Source organism: Croceivirga lutea, assembly GCF_014235875.1.
GTDB lineage: Bacteria > Bacteroidota > Bacteroidia > Flavobacteriales > Flavobacteriaceae > Croceivirga > Croceivirga lutea.
In genome coordinates, this window is record NZ_JACJUK010000004.1 from 280477 (window position 1) to 297209 (window position 16733).

Annotated in this window: 13 protein-coding genes; 1 reads left to right on the forward strand and 12 read right to left on the reverse strand. The window is 34.4% G+C overall.

The genetic code is table 11. From position 1 onward, the window contains the following. Window positions 1-17 precede the first annotated feature (17 nt). The 10 genes from H5V42_RS09580 to H5V42_RS09625 form a co-directional block, all read right to left on the reverse strand. Entirely contained in the window at window positions 18-1208 is a 1191-nt protein-coding gene (locus tag H5V42_RS09580; protein ID WP_185782937.1) for an aspartate aminotransferase family protein, read from the reverse strand. 5 nt (window positions 1209-1213) lie between these two features. Beyond that, window positions 1214-2923 carry an OstA-like protein gene (locus H5V42_RS09585; RefSeq protein ID WP_185782938.1) on the reverse strand — a complete coding sequence of 570 codons (1710 nt, stop codon included), beginning with the start codon at window positions 2921-2923 and terminating at the stop codon, window positions 1214-1216. 65 nt (window positions 2924-2988) lie between these two features. Then, window positions 2989-3609 carry an aminotransferase class IV gene (locus tag H5V42_RS09590; protein ID WP_185782939.1) on the reverse strand — a complete coding sequence of 207 codons (621 nt, stop codon included), beginning with the start codon at window positions 3607-3609 and terminating at the stop codon, window positions 2989-2991. Further along, window positions 3572-4546, reverse strand: coding sequence for an aminodeoxychorismate synthase component I (locus H5V42_RS09595; RefSeq protein ID WP_185782940.1), 975 nt, complete (start codon window positions 4544-4546; stop codon window positions 3572-3574). The genes H5V42_RS09590 and H5V42_RS09595 overlap by 38 nt, the downstream gene beginning before the upstream one ends. 6 nt (window positions 4547-4552) lie before the next feature. After that, the gene (locus H5V42_RS09600; protein ID WP_185782941.1) at window positions 4553-5821 is read right to left on the reverse strand and encodes an adenylosuccinate synthase; all 1269 of its coding nucleotides are present in this window, start codon (window positions 5819-5821) and stop codon (window positions 4553-4555) included. A 17-nt stretch (window positions 5822-5838) separates the two neighbouring features. Then, window positions 5839-6285 (reverse strand): Fur family transcriptional regulator, encoded by a 447-nt coding sequence (locus H5V42_RS09605; protein ID WP_185782942.1) that lies wholly within the window; start codon window positions 6283-6285, stop codon window positions 5839-5841. Between the two features lie 36 nt (window positions 6286-6321). Beyond that, window positions 6322-8526: a RelA/SpoT family protein gene (locus H5V42_RS09610; RefSeq protein WP_185782943.1), complete on the reverse strand. Its 2205-nt coding sequence runs from the start codon at window positions 8524-8526 to the stop codon at window positions 6322-6324. Between the two features lie 44 nt (window positions 8527-8570). Further along, window positions 8571-9803, reverse strand: coding sequence for a M48 family metallopeptidase (locus H5V42_RS09615; RefSeq protein ID WP_185782944.1), 1233 nt, complete (start codon window positions 9801-9803; stop codon window positions 8571-8573). Further along, window positions 9800-10594 (reverse strand): TrmH family RNA methyltransferase, encoded by a 795-nt coding sequence (locus H5V42_RS09620; protein WP_185782945.1) that lies wholly within the window; start codon window positions 10592-10594, stop codon window positions 9800-9802. The genes H5V42_RS09615 and H5V42_RS09620 overlap by 4 nt, the downstream gene beginning before the upstream one ends. An 11-nt stretch (window positions 10595-10605) precedes the next feature. Beyond that, the gene (locus H5V42_RS09625; RefSeq protein WP_185782946.1) at window positions 10606-11508 is read right to left on the reverse strand and encodes an SMP-30/gluconolactonase/LRE family protein; all 903 of its coding nucleotides are present in this window, start codon (window positions 11506-11508) and stop codon (window positions 10606-10608) included. Window positions 11509-11584: 76 nt separating this feature from the next. Here H5V42_RS09625 and H5V42_RS09630 point away from each other — a divergent pair, with 76 nt between their 5' ends. Further along, window positions 11585-12388: a DUF6503 family protein gene (locus tag H5V42_RS09630; protein ID WP_185782947.1), complete on the forward strand. Its 804-nt coding sequence runs from the start codon at window positions 11585-11587 to the stop codon at window positions 12386-12388. A gap of 72 nt (window positions 12389-12460) precedes the next feature. Here H5V42_RS09630 and H5V42_RS09635 read toward each other — a convergent pair whose 3' ends face one another. Both H5V42_RS09635 and H5V42_RS09640 read right to left on the reverse strand, forming a co-directional pair. Continuing rightward, on the reverse strand, window positions 12461-13753 hold the full coding sequence (locus H5V42_RS09635) for an amidohydrolase family protein (RefSeq protein ID WP_185782948.1): 1293 nt from the start codon (window positions 13751-13753) through the stop codon (window positions 12461-12463). Window positions 13754-13763: 10 nt separating this feature from the next. Beyond that, window positions 13764-16712, reverse strand: coding sequence for an amidohydrolase family protein (locus H5V42_RS09640; RefSeq protein WP_185782949.1), 2949 nt, complete (start codon window positions 16710-16712; stop codon window positions 13764-13766). Window positions 16713-16733 lie beyond the last annotated feature (21 nt).

A 16733-nucleotide genomic window follows, 5' to 3' on the forward strand; every position in this document is an offset into this window, starting at 1 on the left:
TTGATGTTATCAACAAATTAGTTAACATCAATACTTAATTCATCTAAGATTTCAAGAATTATGCCACATCCTTTTTCAATTTCAGTGGCAGTAATTGTTAGTGGTGGTGTTATTCTAACTGCCCTTTTTTCAAAGAGTAACCAAAACAGAATTAAGCCTTTTTTGGCAGCTGTTAATACTAATTTGTCAGCAATGTCAGAAGTCTTTAAAATAAGTGCTAACATGAGCCCCTTACCTCTAATTTCAGTAATTAATGGATGTACTAAAAGATTTTTAATAAGTTTTTCTTTTACGATGGTATCATTAATTAGCGAAGAGTTTGTAATGATATTTAAAGTTGCCAAACTGGCAGCAGCTATCACAGGGTTACCGCCGAAAGTGGTAATATGTCCTAATTTAGGATTAGCTATTAATTGCTCCATTTTAGAGCGACCAGAGATAAACGCACCTACAGGCAAACCACCTGCCATACCTTTGCCAACTACTAAAATATCTGGAGAGCAGTTAAAATGTTCAAATGCAAAAAGTTTACCTGTTCTTCCAAAACCTGGTTGTATTTCATCTAAGATTAATTGCGTACCGGTTTCATTGCATCGTTTTCTAACTTTAGATAGGTAGTCGTGTTTTGGTATAATAAAGCCTGCACCACCCTGAATGGTTTCGAGAATTACCGCAGCCGTATTTGAGGTAATTTTAGCTAAATCATCTTCATTATTAAACGTAATAAATCCAACACCCGGAAGTAATGGTCTAAAGGCGCTTTTTCGTTCTTCTAAACCTAGAAGACTTAAACTACCCATAGTATTACCATGATAAGCGTGTTTAGCAGCTAAGATTTCAGACCTTCCTGTAACTCTTCTAGCTAATTTGAGTGCACCCTCAATTGCTTCTGTACCAGAATTTACTAAGTATACAGATTCTAAATTGCTAGGTAGGAGTGATACTAGTTTTTTGCAGAAAGCCACAGCAGGTTCTTGAACATATTCACCATAAACCATTACATGTAAATATTTTTCTGCTTGTTCTTTAATTGCTGAGACCACTTCTGGGTGACAATGACCTACGCTACAAGCTGATACTCCTGCAACAAAGTCTAAATGTGCGGTATTCTCAGTATCATAGATGTAACTTCCTTTAGCAGAAGATACAGCTAAACCTAATGGGTGTGGCGTAGTCTGCGCTTGGTATTTTAAAAAATCTTTTTCCAATGGGTTTAACCAACTTTTTTTAATGTGGGTCTCTTTGGTTTTGTAGCTTTTGTGTTTTGATTCAGATTTTTAGCTTTAGGGTCTTCTTGTAAAGGAGGTAAACCACTTCTTTCACGTTCTTCTGTATCAATATCCACAGGGGCGTCAATACCTCTAATTTTTACTAGCTCAATATTGTTATCATCTTCATCAAAAATATCGTCTTTGGTGTACAAACGCTCATCGCCTCTCCAAATAAACCCTTCTAGCTTTCTGTTTTCTACGGGTAATTCTTTTTCAGGAAATATATCTCCGTCCGGATTTACAAAAAAAGTAATTTCTTCAATGTCATTATTAAGCATATGCAGTCTTATTTTACTACATATAGTTTTATCAATACCAATAAGTTCTTGTTTATCATCATACATATAGTAAATAACTTCTGTGTTCTTTACTAAGTCAATGATTTCTAGCTTATTGTCAATAAATTTACCAAAAAGGTCTTTACCTTTAGCTTGATTATAACCTAACTTGCCAATGGTGTCAAAAGAGATTACAAAGGCATTATTTATAACTTTTAACGAGTCTAGTTGTTCTGTTTTCTTATTGGAAAGTAAATGAATGCTGTCTCCTGTCATTTGATTATCAACATTCCACATTATGGGATTACGAATTAGTTGCGTAATGCCAGTTTCTTCTGAAGAATGAATACTATCACATTTACCGCTTAAATCTGTTTTAAAAAACTTAGCATTTCTAAAAGCTCTCAATATTCGAGATTCTGAAGGACCCGTTACTAGCAAAGTATCACCATGAATGTAAAGAGAATCTTGTTGAACTAAACTTACTGCTACAGCTCTTTTAGTTGCAAAAACGGAATCTTTTTCTTTGTGAATTTCGGCGTAGTGTGCTCTAATTCTACCTTTATTTATGGTATCTGTTACTTGAATGTTGTTAGTTGCAGAGGCAAATGATTTTGCTTTATCAAAGTACACACTGTCACCTACAATAATTCTATCGCTATAATTAATTCTTGTGTTTTTAACACCATAGCCTTGTTCAATCGTAGTATCATAAAAACCACGCTCGCAATAAATGGTATAGTCTTCCCCAACTATAGTAGAGGGCCCGTACATGTAGGCATTTTTTGAAACTCTGTAATAATCTAATTGCTCAGAATCTATGATATAATCTGGATTGTCTATATGAACACTATCTCTAAACTGAACTTTTTCTAGCTCCATAAAATAGTTACCAATTTTACTGGTAAGCACATTTACAGAATCTACCACTTTACCACCTGTTTTATAAAAAGATACTTGCTTTTCACGATCAAAATATAAAGTATCAGTAGTTAGTCTCATTTGGGTATCTCTAAGGTCTACCTTTTCCCAGGCTCTAGCCAATTTAGTTTCCCCATCATAATCCAATTTGCCGCTATTCATCTCAATTGAGTCTCCTTGCTGCATTCTAACGTTACCTATGGCTTTAAGTCGATTTTCTTGGGCGTAAAAAATAGCTACATCACACCACAAGTCGGCACCTTGGTGTTCAAATTGAACTTGTCTTTGGTCGTCTTTACTAAAAATTGAAGCACCAGGAAATTTTGCTTCATCCTTAGTAAAATTTGCTCCGTAAACAATATTGATTTGTCTTTTCTCAGTTTCAGCTTGTTGACCAAAAACAGTGAAATAGCTACTAACGAAAATGAAAAAGGCAATCCTTTTCAAAGGCATGAATTTTTGCTCAAATTTAGGGTTTTTAACCATTTTCAATAGTGTTATTTGGAAAGGTTTGGCATTTATAATTTTATGTTTGAAATCGGATTTATTTCAGTCTCACAAAAATCGAGCATAGCATTGATTACTTGAAATCCTTTATAAGAATGTAAGTTTTTTGAAGTTATGTTAGCAGTTTTAACTATACCTGCATCGATTAACCGTTGACGACAAGTGCCATTTAAGAGGTACGAATGTGGAGTGTACCATACTTTTCCATCGTAGAAAATGATATTGCAATATGAGGTATCGGTCACAAAACCATTTTTAAGTAGTAGTATATCATCACAAAGATTTCTTTTCTGGTAAAGGGACTGCAATTGGGACCTATCTTCAAACTTTAAATCATATTCAATGTTTTTATGTTCAACTAGTTGAAGTGTTTTAATGGGTTTTTTGCTATAGTTAGAAAACTTCCAATCTTTAGTATGTTCACCGTAAGAAATACGAAGTTTTACGATTCCATTTGTAAATGTTGAGGGAATTTCAATGCCATCAAACAAAGTATAAGAAGCCTCTTTTTTGAAATACCGTTGAAACGCTACATTAAAACGATTTTCATGGTAATTTGCGTGCTGAATTAATCCGTCTTTAACGCAAACACTTTCAAAAAGTGGGAATGTATATTTTGTTGAGTAATTCAATGTATTCTTCTTTTACGTTGCTCTGATGAGTAATACCACCACCACTTTTATACCAAAATTCGTTTTCAGATTTTTCAATAAATCGAATGGCCACTGCAGAGTCAATATTTTCACCATCAAAAATGCCAAAAACACCTGTATAAAATCCTCGTTCGTAGTTTTCAGCCGTATTAATAATTTCAATTGTTTTGGGTTTTGGTGCCCCACTGATTGAACCTGCAGGAAGCATATTCAGAAGTATCGAAGAAAAATGCTTTTGCCAGTCTTTTGCCAGTTTACCTCTAATTTCTGTACTGGTTTGCAATATATCACCCTTTGCCGTTGTAATTTTATCTAGATACCTAAACTTTGTGACTGTTACCTCTTTGGCAACTATAGAAAGGTCGTTTCTAATTAAATCAACGATAGTATTATGTTCTTGTCGTTCTTTTTCATCATTTAATAATAGCTCTTCAGCATTTGGTATACTAGCATCAATAGTACCTTTCATGGGATACGAGTAAATGTAGCCATCTTTTATTTTAATAAAACATTCTGGTGAAAAGCAAACAAAATTGTCTTTAAACAACAGTTTATATTTTGCTTTTGCAGCATGGTATATATGTATTAGGTCTAGAGAACTTGTGATTTTTGAAGGAAAAGTAAGGTTGACTAAAAAGCTATTACCTTCTTTAAGGTTTTGATGAACTGTTTCAAAACCCTTTAAATAGTCTTTAAACGTATACGGTTCTACTTCAATTTTAGGAACTGATTCTACTTTTTGGTGATATATGCTGTGGTTTTGAATTCCATTAAGATTAAATAGAATATTTTGTTTTTCAGCATCAGAAAAGCTAAATGCCAATTGTTGTGATTTATCAAAACTTACTAAAAAGAAGAAAGGTTTCTTATTGCTAAGAAACCTTGAAACTTTTGTTTTAAAATCTTTCGAATTCATTTCAGATTATCTGAAAATAGTTTGCGTTCTATCTGGTCCTACAGAGACAATTTTGATGGGAACATTTAGCTCTTTCTCTAAATAGATAATGTAATTTTGTAATGCTTCTGGCAATTCATCTGCACTGGTCATTTTGGTTAAGTCTTTTGCCCAACCTTTCATTTCTGTATAGACAGGATTAACATTATCTTCTTCAATATTGTAAGGTAAATGCTGTATTTGCTCACCTTTGTAGTTGTAAGCAGTACAAACTTTTATGGTGTCAAACCCACTAAGAACATCTGCTTTCATCATCATCAATTCTGTTACACCATTTATTTGAACGGCATATTTTAAAGCCACAAGGTCTAACCAACCACAACGTCTTGGTCTGCCTGTTGTAGCACCAAATTCATTACCAACTCTTCCCATAGTTTCACCATCTTCATCAAATAGTTCTGTTGGAAAAGGGCCGCTACCAACCCTTGTAGTGTAGGCTTTAAAAATACCTAGTACCTTGCCAATTTTTCCTGGTGCAACACCTAAGCCAGTACAGGCACCAGCGGCAGTTGTATTGGATGAGGTAACAAAAGGATACGTACCAAAGTCTATATCTAATAACGAGCCCTGAGCGCCTTCAGCTAGTATTTTTTTGTTGCTAGCCATGGCATCAAAAATATACTGTTCACTATCTATAAAAGTCAACTTTTTTAGGGTTGCAATGCCTTCAAAGAATTCAGTTTCCAATTCATCCAAATCATACTCAATATCAACATTATGGAATCCTAATAATTCTTCATGCTTATCGGCCAGAGCTCTGTATTTATCTTTCCAATTTTCAAACTCTAAATCACCTACCCGCATGCCATTTCTACCGGTTTTATCCATATAGGTTGGTCCAATACCCTTTAGTGTAGAACCAATTTTAGCTTTACCCTTAGATGCTTCTGAAGCGGCATCTAACAGACGGTGGGTGGGTAAAATTAAATGCGCCTTTCTAGATATTAAAAGTTTGCTAATAATGTCGATATTGAACTTATCTAGATTGTCTAATTCTTTTTTGAAAATAACTGGGTCGATAACAACACCGTTACCTACCACATTAATGGCATTTTTATGAAAAATTCCTGAAGGGATGGTGTGTAAAACATGTTTTATACCATCAAATTCTAGCGTGTGACCAGCATTTGGTCCGCCTTGAAAACGAGCAATAATATCATAGTCCTTAGTAAGAACATCAACAATTTTTCCTTTTCCTTCATCTCCCCATTGAAGGCCCAGTAATAAATCTACCATGAATTTTTAGTTAGGTTTTAGTTTTCGGCTTTGTTACGTGTGCCGTAAAAGTAGAGTGAGTGGTTATTAATAGTAATATCAAAAACCTCTTCTATAGTTTTTTTAATCGATTGTATTCTAGGGTCACAAAATTCTACGACTTCGCCTGTATCTGTTAAAATAACATGATCATGTTGTCTATCAAAATACGATTTTTCATATTGCGCTTGTGCACTTCCAAATTGGTGTTTTCTAACCAATTTACATTCCATTAAGAGTTCAATAGTATTGTAAAGTGTAGCTCTACTTACGCGGTAATTTTTTGTTTTCATTTTAATGTATAAAGATTCTACATCAAAATGTTCATCACTTTCATAAATCTCTTGTAAAATAGCGTAGCGTTCAGGAGTTTTTCTGTGCCCTTTATCTTCCAAATATTGGGTGAAAACGTTTTTTACAATTTCCTGATTTTTATCGTTCTCCATATGGCGATTCGTAAAGGACAAAGTTACATCTAAAAATTAAATACGAGTCACCTTGTCTATACCATTTATCTGCTTTAGGTTGTTGATAATTTTATTTAGAATGGTATTATTTTTTACAACGAGAGTAATTTTTCCTTTAAAAGTACCGCCGTCAGCAGAGAAATTAAGGTTACGCATATTTACATGTAACTGTTCAGAAATTCTGTTAGTAATTTCATTTACAAGACCAAGATTATCAATACCAGTAAGTTCAATATCAGCAGAAAATTCTTCTTGGCTAGAATCTATCCATTTAGCGCTAATAATTCTATAGGCATAATTGGACTGCAAAGAAATGGCATTCGGACATGTTTTAGTGTGTACTTTAATACCATCATTTACGCTAATAAAACCAAAAACATTGTCTCCAGGAATGGGATTACAGCATTTAGAAAGTTTATAGCTTAATTTTTCTTCTTCGGCCCCGAACACCAACATATCATATTTTGGTGTAATCTCATCTTTGTTGATATCTTCTGGGACAGGACTTTTTCTAATTTTATTTTTGAAAAAGCTTAAAAAAGCGTTGTTATAGGAAGAGGTAAAATCTTTGATTTTTTGATTATCAATAGCTCCATTACCTACTCTAAAAAACAAATCTAAACTTGTTTTCAGTTTAAAATAGGAAACCATTTTGTTAACCACATCTTCGTTGAGATTAACTTTTTGAGATTTTAATTTTCTTCTAAGAATCTCTTTTCCTTCTTCAGCAACTTCTTTTTTCTCTTCTCTTAACGAAGCTTTTATTTTGGCACGTGCTCTGGCTGTGTGCGCATAATCTAACCAGTTTTGATTGGGTTTAGCACTTTCAGAAGTAATAATTTCAACTTGGTCACCACTACTTAATTTTGTGTTTAGGGGCACCAGTTTGCCATTAACTTTTGCTCCTCTGGTTTTCATTCCTACTTCAGTGTGAATATGAAAAGCAAAATCTAGTGGGGTAGCACCTTTAGGTAACGATTTTAAATCTCCTGTTGGTGTAAAAACAAATATTTCTTTAGAATAGAGGTTGAGCTTAAACTCTTCAACAAAATCAACTGCATTACCATTAGCACTTTCTAATGCTTCTTGTAAACGGTTTAACCATTGTTCTATACCTTGTTCTTTTTGTTCTCCGTGTTTATACTTAAAATGAGCAGCATAACCTTTTTCTGCAATTTCATGCATACGCTCACTACGAATTTGTACTTCTACCCATCGTCCCATTGGACCCATTACGGTGATGTGTAAGGCTTCATAACCTGTAGACTTTGGTGAAGTAATCCAATCTCGTAATCTTACAGGATTTGGGGTAAAATGGTCTGTAACAATAGAGTAGATTTTCCATGCAATGAATTTTTCGTTAGCACGGTCAGATTTATAGATTATACGTATGGCGAACTTATCGTAAACTTCTTCAAAGGGTACATTTTGCTTTTTCATTTTTCTCCGTATAGAGAAAATAGATTTCATTCGACCTTTAATTTCGTACGATAACCCTTCTTTATTTAAAGATTTTCTAATTACATCAGAAAAGTTTTCAATGTATTGTTCTTGTTCTTCTTCGGTATCTTCAATTTTATTGAAAATATCATTGTAGACGTTAGGTTCAGTATACTTTAAACTTAAATCTTCTAAATGGGTTTTTATATTGTATAACCCAATTCTATGTGCTAGAGGAGCATAGATATATAAGGTTTCTGATGCTATTTTTACCTGTTTGTGTTCAGGCATGCTATCCATGGTTAGCATGTTGTGATAACGGTCTGCAATTTTTATAATAATTACTCGAACATCATCATGTAATGTCAACAGCATTTTGCGAAAGTTTTCTGCTTGCTGACTTATATTTCTATCTTTATTAAGGTGTGCAATTTTAGTAAGCCCGTTAACAATACGTGCAACGGTTTCACCAAACATACGTTCAATATCGTCTAATGTATATGGTGTATCTTCAACAACATCGTGCAATAGGGCAGAAGCAATAGAAATTGCATCTAATCCTATTTCAGAAGCTACAATTTTAGCCACAGCGATAGGATGAAATACATAGGCTTCACCCGATTTTCTTCGCTGGTCTTTGTGCGCATCTACTGCAACATCAAAAGCTGAGCGTATCAGTTTTTTATCCTCATCTGTTAAGGTCTGATAGCTAATTCTAAGTAGCTCTTTATACTGCTTAGCAATTTCTTTATTTTCTTGTTCCAGTGTTAATTCTGCCATTGTAAATTAAATGTATCACAATCTTTCAATTGAAACAACAAAAATTATGCCTTAAGGTTACGAATTCTTTCAGCCAAAGGAGGATGAGAATAATTCATAATCACATACAATGGATGGGGAGTAAGATTTCCTAAATTATTTTTAGAAAGCTTTTTTAGCGAAGAAATTAACGGGGAGGCGTCATAGGTTTCTTTTGCATAATCATCAGCTTGAAACTCAAATTTTCTTGATAAAAAATTCAACACCAAACTTGTTATCGTAGAAATGGGGCTGTAGAGTAAGGTAAAACCAATTAATGCTGCATGAAAACTTACTCTTTCTACCCCAATGGCCAAAGATAGCTCTGGGGTATTAACAAAAAGCGATAAAATGTAAAGCGTAAAACCAGAAACCAAAATACTCATTATCATGTTTATTATGATGTGGTTTCTCTTGTAATGCCCTACTTCGTGGGCTAGAACCGCTACTATTTCATCTTGATTTAAGTCGTTAATAAGTGTATCAAAAAGCGTTACTCTTTTTTGTTTACCAAATCCAGAAAAATAGGCGTTAGATTTAGTACTTCTTTTTGAACCATCTATAACAAAAACATTATCTAAATTAAATCCTACTTTTTGAGCATATTGCTCAATAGCATTTTTTAAACTGCCTGCTTCTAAGGGCGATTGTTTATTAAAAATCGGAACAATTAATTTGGTGTAAAATAGGTTTATAAAAAGCATTAAAAACACCAATAATCCCCAGGCATACAACCAAAAATAAGTTCCTGCCCAACTTAAAAACCAAAAGATTAAAAACAATATTACCCCACCTAAAATCAAACTCAGTATTCCATTTTTAAGTAAATCTTTAAAAAATGTTCTTTTGGATGTTTTGTTAAAACCGAATTTTTCTTCAATTATAAAAGTCTGATAGTAGCCAAAAGGAAAACTAAGTAAACTAGCAGCAGACATTAATATGCCAAAAAATAATAATCCTTGTAATATGCTGTGTTCAGTGATGGTTTGCACCCAATTATCAACCAAATTAAAACCTCCAAAAAGCAAAAAGAGTAGTGTAGATAACGTTGAAAAAGTGTCGTTAACTAAACTAAATCTGTAGTTTTCTTTTTTGTAAGACTGCGATTTTAGGTATTCTTCTTCATCGAAAATACCTTGTAATTCAGTTGGTATAGGGTCATTGAATTTTCTTGCGTTTAGGTAGTCTAAAACGGTATCAATGGCGTACTGCAACAACAAGATGCAGATAATAATGTAGAATAAAGTTTGGCTGTTCAAAGTCTAAATCCGCGTTGGCGTTTGGCTTCAAATATAAGTATTGCTGCCGAGACAGACACATTCATAGAATCAATTTCACCCTCCATTGGAATTATAATATTAGCATCTGAATTGTTTAGCCATTCATCTGATAAACCAGTGGCTTCTGTACCTACAACAATAGCTGAAGGGGTTTTGAAATTGACATCAATATAATTTTTAGAAGCTGTTAAAGCCGCACAGTAAATTTTACAATTTTTCGATTTTAAAAATTGGATAATAGTTTTAGTAGACCCTTCGCCAATTTGTGTTGTAAATACACAACCAACGCTAGAACGAATAACGTTTGGATTGTATACATCAGATTTAGGGTTAGCTATGAGTACGGCGTCTATATTAGCTGCGTCTGCTGTACGCAAGAGTGCTCCAATATTTCCTGGTTTTTCTGGCGCTTCTGCAACCAAAATAAGTGGATTGTCTCTTAGTATTATCGTATCTAAGCTGTGTTTTTTTGTTTGGCAAATAGCAATAATACCTTCTGTGGAGCCACGATGCGCAATTTTATTAAATATGTTTTTTGTAATACTGTAGTGCTTACACTCTGGAAAATCTGTAAAATCATCTCCAAAAATTTCGGTACAGATTAAGAGGGTGTCAAAAATGTAATTGCCTTTTTTAGCAAGTTCAATTTCTCGTTGACCTTCGATAACAAATAGCCCTGATTTTTTGCGCTCCCGAGACTTATCCTTTAAAACTAAGACCTGTTTTACTAAAGGATTTTGAGTACTACTTATTTCAATAAAATTATTCAAGAAAAGCTTAATTATTCAACCGAATTGCCCCCGTTTACATTCATTTTTAAAGTGTAAACGGCATCCATTGCTGTTATAAACAACGTTCGATTGTATTTGCCACCAAAGGTAACATTAGCTGTCCAATTTTTAGGTATGGGAATATTTAGAATTTCTTTGCCATTAGAGTTGAAAACAGTTACTCCATTTTCATTTGTTAGGTATATATTGCCTTTATTGTCAATAGTCATACCATCTGAACCCATTTCTGTAAATAGTGTTTTGTTGCTAAGAGAACCATCAGCATTAATAGTAAACCGGTATGTTTTTTTATCTCCAATATCAGCAACGTAGAGTTTTTTACCATCAAACGTACCTATTAACCCATTAGGTTGAACAAAAGAATCTTCAACTTTTAAAAGCTCACCGTTTGGAGTTCTGTAATATAAATGTTGACCATCTATTTCACCAGTTTGTCTCTTCCAATAAGGTCTTTGATAATAGGGGTCTGTAAAGTATATACCTCCTTTATTATCAATCCAAAGGTCATTAGGGCCATTAAATTTTTGGTCTTTATAATTAGATTCTAAAATTGTGATTTCTTTTGAAGGAGCTATTTTCCAGAGTTCAAATTTTTCATCAGCGCATGCATATAAATTTCCTTGCTTGTCAAAAAACAATCCGTTTGCTCTTCCTGAAGGTTCTAAATAGGTTGAAACTTCATTGGTTAAAGCATTCCACTTTAAAATTCTGTTATTGGGCTGGTCTGTAAAATATACATTACCAAAAGGGTCAGCTATTGGGCCTTCAGTAAACTTAAAATCTTGCGTTATTTCTTGTAGCTCAGCGTCTTCTGCAAGCAATCCGGAATTGTCTTGTGCAAAAGAATATCCAAAAAGTAGGGATGTAAATAAAAACAGTGATAATTTATTCATAATGTTAGCTTGAAATCATAATTGATGTAAAATGTAATGAATTTTATTTTTCTCGACTATAATCAAAATTAGTAAGATGAAATATACCATAGCCTTTTTTATTATTTCTGTATGTATGCTATCCTGCAACCAAAAGAAAACTCAAGAGACAACAGACCAAACATCCAAAAAAATAGAAGAAATAAGTACGCAAGATTATCCAGAAGCAATACACAATGTTTTTGAAGCGCACGGCGGAATTGATAATTGGAGAAAACAACAAACACTTTCTTACATTTTACCAAAACCGGGTAATCCAGAAACGCATACTATAGACCTCATAAAAAGATTTGATAAAATAACTTCTGAAGATTTTGATTTAGGATACGATGGCAGTAAACCTTGGGTTTTAGCAAAAGATGAGAACTATGAAGGTAACGTAGATTTCTACCATAATTTAATGTTCTATTTTTTTGCGATGCCCTTTGTGTTAGCAGATGATGGAATTATTTATACGCCAACGGAACCTATTAAGTTTGAAGGAATACAATATCCTGGAATTAAAATTTCTTTTAATGATGGGGTAGGTACTTCATCTAAAGATGAATATTATGTGCATTATAATAGTCAAACCAATCAAATGGAATGGTTAGGATATACTGTAACATACAGAACAGGAGAGACTTCAGATAAGGTGAATTGGATTCGTTACAACGACTGGGGAACATATAACACACTTAAATTACCAAATTCTATTTCTTGGTATTCTGTAGAAGATGACAAATTAATTGCTGTTAGAAACACGGTAAAGTTTGAAGCTATTCAGGTATCAACAGAGGCAATGTCCAAAGACTTTTATAAAAAACCAGAAGGGGCTATTTATTTTGAAAAAGAGAATTAAGAAAAGCTTTTTTCAAAAGTAAAGCGCCACTTTGTTTTCAAAGTGGCGCTTTTAAATGGTTACCTATTGATTTTATTTTTGACTGTTGTATTTACCCATATAACGTTTCCAAAGTTTTGTTTGATGGGTTTCTAAAGAGATTTCTCTTCCATCTATAAAGGCATGGTTTAACTGATTGCCTTGCATGTCTAATGCATCACCTTCTGAAACAAAAAGTGTTGCACTTTTACCAACTTCTAACGTACCATATTGGTCATCAATACCTAAAATTTTGGCATTGTTACCCGTAATTAATTGTAATGCTTTTTCTTTTTCCATTCCTTGACCAACTACTTGACCGGCGTAGAATGGTAAATTTCTAGTTTGAAAATTGCTGGCATCTTCGTTTTGAAGGCCAACTAATAAACCGGCATCAGTTAAAAGTTTAGGTAATTTATACGGTAAATCGTAGTCATCATCATCAGCTTCAGGAAGACTATGGGTTCGTCTTACTAAAACCGCTACGTTATGTTTTTTTAGAAAATCAGTAACCTTATAGGATTGGTATCCACCAATTAAGACAACGTGTTTAACCCCGGCGTCTTTTATTGTTACCACAGCATCAACAATTTCTTTTTCTCTATCGGCGTAGATAAATAATTTTTGTTCACCATTAAAAACACCTTTCATAGCTTCAAAAGCTGGATTGTTTTCTTCTGGTTGCGTGCTGTTATAAGCTACGGCATTTTCCATAAAAGTTTTTAGCTTTTCTATTTCATCTGAATAATCCTTGTTTGGTTTATAAGCAGGGTCTTCACCCATCCACCAACGGCCGCGTTTAAACGCATTTGGCCAATGTAAATGGATACCATCATCAACTTTAACAGCGGCATCTTCCCAGTTCCAAGCATCAAACTGAACAATAGAAGAGGTGCCAGAAACGGTTCCGCCTTGAGGGGTAGTTTGCCCAAGTAACACACCATTTGGGCGCATACTTTCTACAACTTGAGATTCTGCATTGTAAGCAATTAAACTGCGAACATGAGGGATAATTTCTCCAATTTCATCTTCATCATCACTAGCTCTAACGGCGTTAATTTCTATTAAACCTAAAGACTTTGCTGGAGCTATAATGCCTGGATACACGTGTTTACCTTGAGCGTTGATAACTTTTGCAGGTCTGGCAATTCTAGCATTGGCACTACCTACAAACGTAAGCTTACCTTCAGAAAAAATAAGCAATGCATTTTCAATAATTTCACCATTGCCTAAATGTGCGGTTGCCCCTTCTATAGCCATAGGTTCACTTTGAGGACCGGCCGGGGTTTGTTGTGCAAGCATTAATCCACCCCACAAAATTGATAGTATTACAATAATATTTTTCATTTTTTTAAAATTAAAGGGTGTTACATTCAAAGTGTCTCTTTTTACGTTGTACAGGTTTTTGTGTTTTAGCACCACCTGCTTTTTCATCTAGCATCATTTGTGTTAATTCAGCTCGCTCTTTTTGAATTGCTGCACGCTGAGCTTCATCTAAGTCTTTATCAAAATAAACAGCACCATCAATAATAGTTTTTTCTGCCTTTGCGTAAACAGAAAGTGGATAATCTGTCCACAACACTAAATCTGCATCTTTACCTTCTTCAATACTACCTACCTTGTTGTCTATATGAAGTAATTTCGCTGGATTTAACGTTACCATTTTCCAAGCTTCAATTTCATCTACACCACCATACTTCATGGTTTTACCCGCTTCTTGATTAAGTCTTCTACTCATTTCTCTATCATCACTGTTTATAGCCACAGTAACGCCTTGGCTAGCCATAATTGCTGCATTGTAGGGTATGGCATCTTTTACTTCATATTTGTAAGCCCACCAATCGCTAAAAGTTGAACCGCCTACACCATGTTCTTTCATTTTATCAGCAACTTTATAGCCCTCTAGAATATGAGTGAAGGTGTTAATTCTAAAATTAAATTTTTCAGCAACTTTCATTAGCATATTTATTTCGCTTTGAACATAACTATGACAGCTAATAAAACGTTCACCATTTAAAATCTCAGCTAAGGTTTCTAGTTCTTCATCTACGCGATAAGGCTTCCCACTTTTTTTAAGCGCATCGTATTCTTTAGCACGTTGAAAGTAGTTAACCATTACTTGTTCTACACCCATTCTAGTTTGCGGAAATCTAGAATAGCTGCTCCAGTTACTTTGTTTTACATTTTCACCTAAAGCAAACTTGATAAACTTTGGCATGTCTGGAAAAACCAATCCGTCAACATCTTCACCCCATTTTAATTTTATTATTGCAGATTGTCCTCCAATAGGATTGGCCGAACCATGTAATAACTGAAAAGTAGTTACCCCACCCGCAAGATTTCTGTAAATATTTATGTCTTTAGGGTCTAAAACATCTGTCATTCGAACTTCAGCAGACGAATTATGTCCAGCTTCGTTAATAGATAATCCGGCAATATGAGAATGTTCATCTATAATGCCAGAAGTTAAATGCTTACCAGTTGCATCAATTACAGTAGCGCCACCTCCGTTGAGGTCTTTACCCACTTTAGCAATTTTACCGTTTTTAACTAGTACGTCAGTATTTTCAAGAATTTCAAAACCTGTCCAAACCGTAGCATTTTTAAAGAGCATTGTTTTTGGTGTAGGTTTAGATTTGTACCCATAGCCTAAATTAGGGTAGGTCAAATTCATAAGTTTTGCTACCTGTTCAGATGACTCATTTTTATTCTTTTCACTTGAAAACTGGTCAACTTTAGAAGCTAAAAAGGTGGTTTCGTTACCATTCGGCATAATTAGTTTTCCACTTAATGCATCACTGCCTTTGGTTACCAAACCTGTCATAATATAACTTTTACTACCCTCGTCTGTTGAGAAAGAAAAATTTATCCAATTGTTTTTGTAAGATAATTTAGAAGGTAGTTTAACGGTATCTTTTTTGATTTCTATGGAAGGACTTTCAAGTTTACCAGTTAAGCTCATTTTGTAAGAGTTACCACCAGCATTTAGGGTATACTCTCCTCTGATATCTTTTATATTTTTATCCGCTAATTGATGTTTTTGCCCTTGCACCCAATTCTCGTAAATGGTGGTTTCTTTTTCAAAAACATCACCAGAAGTAATTAAGAAATTAGCGTACTTACCAGATTCAAGTGTTCCTATTTCATTAGACTTGTCCAAAACATTAGCAGGAATTGTAGTTAAAGCAGCAAGAGCCTGCTCTTTCTGAAGCCCACGTTCAATTGCCTTTCTAAGCATTGCCCCAAAATCTGAAGTGGAACTCAACTCATGCGTAGTTAACGCAAATTCAATGGAATTATCTGCAAGAATTTTAGGGTTAGAAGGTGCTAAATTCCAATGTCTCATTTCCGCAATATTTACATAAGAAGCAGCAAAGGGGTCACTAACATCATAGGCTTTTGGAAAGTTAACTGGCACAATGAGTTTAGCTCCCGTTTTCTTTACACTTTCAATTCTTTCATATTCATCACCAGCACCAAGAATAATGTAATTAATACCAAACTGGTCCCCAATTTTATCTGCTCTTGAGATGTTTCCATTCCCGCCCGCAGCAAAAAATTGTGGTAGTCCTTTATTTTTAGCTAATGCTTTTAGAGACCTGTCTTTAGTGTCCACACTACCACTTTCATACCACTTTAAGTCATGATATACTTGTCTCATCAAAGCTGTAGAACCCATTAATGACGTTGGGTAAGATTGTCTGCTAGTTATGCTTTTATCAAATGAAAAGAATTGCCCCGATTCATCTTCTATAATACGGTCACCAGCAGTTCCCATATCATTTAAGGCTACCAAAACGCCAGTGCCTCTGGCAATACCATCTTGTATATGAGCATTTACTACTCCAAAACCAGCTTCTCTATATTTTTTTGCTGATTTGGTATCGTAAGTAAATTTTTCAACCGCATTATTTTCTGGCATAATATGGTCATTCCAATAAAAACCTTCTCTAGAAGCCTCATACTGTGCAGAACGACCACCGCCTTCAGCACGTTTTGGTTTAGCAATACCAAAATCTGTAAAAGCATCAATAAATGATGGGTAAATGGTCATGCCTGTTACGTCTTCTGTAACGGTATTGGCAGGTAATGTTACCGAGCTGCCAACAGCGACAACTTTGCCGTCTTTAATAAGTAAAGTTCCTTTGTTTATTACCTGCGAAGGACTTACATAAATCTTGGCATTTGTAAATGCCATATAATTGTTGTTTTTGGATTTTACTCCTGCATTCTCAGGAAAGTAGTCTTGAGAGAATGCCAAGGTCCCGCATAGCAAAAATGCGAGAGCTAAAAGTCTCATTTTCATGTAGTGAATTTTTGAATTAGT

What these genes read in the sequence shown, in the direction of transcription:
- H5V42_RS09610 (WP_185782943.1), bottom strand. Translation starts at nt 8,526, where the DNA reads ATGGCAGAATTAACACTGGAACAAGAAAATAAAGAAATTGCTAAGCAG.
- H5V42_RS09630 (WP_185782947.1), top strand. Translation starts at nt 11,585, where the DNA reads ATGAAATATACCATAGCCTTTTTTATTATTTCTGTATGTATGCTATCC.
- H5V42_RS09600 (WP_185782941.1), bottom strand. Translation starts at nt 5,821, where the DNA reads ATGGTAGATTTATTACTGGGCCTTCAATGGGGAGATGAAGGAAAAGGA.
- H5V42_RS09605 (WP_185782942.1), bottom strand. Translation starts at nt 6,285, where the DNA reads ATGGAGAACGATAAAAATCAGGAAATTGTAAAAAACGTTTTCACCCAA.
- H5V42_RS09640 (WP_185782949.1), bottom strand. Translation starts at nt 16,712, where the DNA reads ATGAAAATGAGACTTTTAGCTCTCGCATTTTTGCTATGCGGGACCTTG.
- H5V42_RS09635 (WP_185782948.1), bottom strand. Translation starts at nt 13,753, where the DNA reads ATGAAAAATATTATTGTAATACTATCAATTTTGTGGGGTGGATTAATG.
- H5V42_RS09595 (WP_185782940.1), bottom strand. Translation starts at nt 4,546, where the DNA reads ATGAATTCGAAAGATTTTAAAACAAAAGTTTCAAGGTTTCTTAGCAAT.
- H5V42_RS09625 (WP_185782946.1), bottom strand. Translation starts at nt 11,508, where the DNA reads ATGAATAAATTATCACTGTTTTTATTTACATCCCTACTTTTTGGATAT.
- H5V42_RS09585 (WP_185782938.1), bottom strand. Translation starts at nt 2,923, where the DNA reads ATGCCTTTGAAAAGGATTGCCTTTTTCATTTTCGTTAGTAGCTATTTC.